Below are 2987 nucleotides of genomic sequence, written 5' to 3'. Positions count from 1 at the left end.
GGGGGAGCTCACGCGCCGCATTCTCGCGGGAAAGCGCTCCGGGCGTGAAGATTCCGGCGGCCTGTCCGGCCGGTTACCCCTCGTGAAGGCAGACATCCTGGCGGGTCGGGCCCGGGACGCCCGTCGTCATTACGCTGTTGTGCCTTTTGAATGTGTCACACCCACACGGTCTTCTGCTGGCAGCAATCAGAAGGGGTGCAAGCGTTCAGTGCCCGGGCAGCGGGAGCCCGGGAATGACGCGACGCACCAGTCAGTAGAGGGAATCAGCACCCTCGAGGGGGGCTAGAGGAATCCAATGCCTTGTCCACAGCCGCGACCCACCAAGTTCCACCTCCCGCTGCGGGCCGATACGTTCTCCATCGAGGACCACCGCAACGTCCACTGCCGCTTCTACGGCGGCTGCATCGACGTGGCGGTCCGTCAGGACTGGGAGAGCTTCACCTGCGCCAAGTGCCCCATGTTCCAGCAGGACAAGGCACCGGGCGCCAGCTCGTATGCCTTCACGCAGCCCGCGAACTTCGGGCAGCCGTAGTGTCTTTGTTTCAAGGTCTGTGATTGAGACGGCCGGGCGTCCTGCCCTTGTCCATGCCCCTCCGCTGGGAGGGGGAGCGGGCGGGAGGGACGCCCGTCGTCCGGTCCCGCTTCTTGGACCCCTGGCCACTGTGCTCCTGGAGGGCAGGGCCCACCTTGTCAGGCGGCGAGGGGACAGCGGATGCAGGAGCGGCGTGTCACATCATGGTTGGAGTTGCAGGACCTGCTGTTCGCGGGTTCATGGAACGAACCGCTGGGCCGGTTCCGCACGAGCTTCGTGTACCGGGGGGTTCCGGACGCCAAGCTGGATTTGACGGCGACGCTCAACCGCCAGGGCGCGTTCGTGCGGCTGGAGCGGGACCTGCTGCGGGCCTTCCGCAAGTACGCGCGAGGGGTGCCGGGCACGGAGCGGCTGACGTCCATCTGGGACTGGCTGGCGCTGGCGCAGCACCACGGGATGCCGACGCGGCTGCTGGACTGGACGTTCAGCCCGTACGTGGCGCTGCACTTCATGACGGAGCGCACGGACCTGCTGGAGCAGGACGGCGCGGTCTGGTGCGTGGACTATCACCAGACGAACCTGCAGTTGCCCCGGCCGCTGCGTGAGCAGTTGCGGTTGGAGGGGGCGGACGTCTTCACGGGAGAGATGCTGGCGACGGTGTCGGGGGACCTGGCGACGTTCGACGGGCTGGCGGAGCATCCGTTCGTCTTGTTCTTCGAACCGCCGTCGCTGGATGCGCGCATCGTGAACCAGTTCGCGCTGTTCTCCGTGATGAACGGGCCGGGGCTGAACCTGAACGAGTTCCTGGGGCACCAGCATCAAGGCGTGCGCAGGCTCGTGGTGCCGGCGGAGCTCAAGTGGGAGATCCGGGACAAGCTCGACCAGGCGAACATCACCGAGCGGGTCCTCTTCCCCGGCCTGGACGGCCTCAGCCGCTGGCTGCGCCGCTACTACGCCCCCCGTCCCCGGTAGGCCCGGCATCATTCGCGGGAGCTTCGGGCGCGGGGGGTGGCGGAGACTCTGGAGGAATAGGCTCCATTGGAGGCTGCGCGTCTGAAGCCGGTGCCGACCGGGTTTCCCCTGGCCCCAACGGATCTTTCGCGACGACCTCTCCTTGAGGAGTGACCGCATAAGCATCCCAGGCATCAAGGACCCGGAAGCGAGGCCCTCCACACGGTCTGAAGTCCTGGTGTACCGCGACGAAGTAGAGGCCCTGGGTCCGTCCGGTGAAGACGGCGACCGCCAGGCCCTGCTCCGGGCTGGAACAGCCCTGGAACAACGAAGGGTCAGGGTACGTGCGGATGAACTCCCGCACCGCGCCGGCCGCGGCGAGCACGGCTCCGGCCTCCATGGGTTGCCCCACGAGGGTGGCGGATATCTCGTCGGGCCATTCGATGGGTGTCTTCCACATCATCGGCCTCGCGGCACATCCCGCGAGCAACGCGATGCATCCCGCTGCCACAGCCCTGCCCCTCATGAATGCTCCCTATTCACGCAGCAGCCGCGACGGTGGTGGGAGCAGTCACCCAAGCGGCGCACCCCATCAACAGCATCAGTAACAAGGGTAGCGCGAGTCGCACTGCGCATCCCCACATCCAGGAGAACACAGCACCTCATTCAGTCGTGGTGCCGCCTGTACTTCTCTGTTCCCCTCCAGGCCCGGCGTCATTCGCGGGAGCTTCGGGAGCAGGCGGTGGGGCCTGGGGCGGCTCAGTGAGTGTGCCTTCGTCGGGAGGCCCCGGAGACTCCGCGACTACGTCCCCTTGGGGCGTGACGGCGTAGAAGAACCAGCCATCCAGGATGCGCCTGCGCGGGCCCGCGCATCGCTCGAAGTCGGGATCCAACAGCACGTAGTAGAGCCCCGGCGTCGGGCCCGTGAAGAGCGAAACGTTGAGGCCGTCCTCGGGATGCTCGCAGCCGGAGAACAACCGGCGAGGGTTCGTCCTGACGAACTCGCGAACAGCGCCCACCGCGGCCTGCACCGCGCCCGCGGGCATCGGACTCTCTACGGGCCGGGCCGAGCGTTCATCCGGCCATTCAACGACACCTTTCCATGCGACCGCGGGGTGCCTGCACCCGGACATCACCAGCAGCACCAGCAATGAAGACAGCGCGAATCGCACGGCACGGCATCCTCGCACCCACGCGAGGAAAGCGCCTCACGCATTCACGCGTGCACAGGCTCCCCACCCATCGGTCCGGACAGGTCCCGGTCGCGCCGTGACGCGCGCTCCGCGTCTTCCCTTGCCCACCGCGCATCATCCGCACGGATGTTCTTGTGCGCGAGCGCCCCTCCCATGATGGCTCCGCCCACCACCAGCAGCATCACCAGGATTCCCACCACCATCGCGCCGACGATGATCATCTGGACCACCTCCACCCTCAACGGTGCGTCGCGCCCACCCCTCCCGCAGGCCTGAGGCGACACGCCCTGCGGGAGGGGTGGGCGCGACGC

4 protein-coding genes are annotated in these 2987 nt (G+C 67.3%); 2 read left to right on the top strand and 2 right to left on the bottom strand.

Annotated features, from left to right (window positions below; all coding sequences use genetic code 11):
• Positions 1-295: 295 nt before the first annotated feature.
• Both D7X32_RS43905 and D7X32_RS43900 read left to right on the top strand, forming a co-directional pair.
• Complete coding sequence (locus D7X32_RS43905; RefSeq protein WP_120608412.1) at positions 296-532, top strand: hypothetical protein; 237 nt, start codon at positions 296-298, stop codon at positions 530-532.
• 180 nt (positions 533-712) lie between these two features.
• Positions 713-1504: an FRG domain-containing protein gene (locus D7X32_RS43900; protein ID WP_120608411.1), complete on the top strand. Its 792-nt coding sequence runs from the start codon at positions 713-715 to the stop codon at positions 1502-1504.
• A gap of 641 nt (positions 1505-2145) precedes the next feature.
• Here D7X32_RS43900 and D7X32_RS43890 read toward each other — a convergent pair.
• Together D7X32_RS43890 and D7X32_RS43885 are read right to left on the bottom strand one after the other, a co-directional pair.
• Complete coding sequence (locus tag D7X32_RS43890; RefSeq protein ID WP_244239518.1) at positions 2146-2529, bottom strand: hypothetical protein; 384 nt, start codon at positions 2527-2529, stop codon at positions 2146-2148.
• Positions 2530-2699: 170 nt separating this feature from the next.
• Positions 2700-2987, bottom strand: a 288-nt coding sequence (locus D7X32_RS43885) for a hypothetical protein (RefSeq protein WP_208752760.1), incomplete at its 5' end; no start/stop codon positions are given.

It is taken from the genome of Corallococcus carmarthensis, from assembly GCF_003611695.1.
Taxonomy (GTDB): domain Bacteria; phylum Myxococcota; class Myxococcia; order Myxococcales; family Myxococcaceae; genus Corallococcus; species Corallococcus carmarthensis.
Note: the sequence above shows the minus strand (reverse complement) of the source record. Positions and strands in the feature narration are given on the sequence as shown.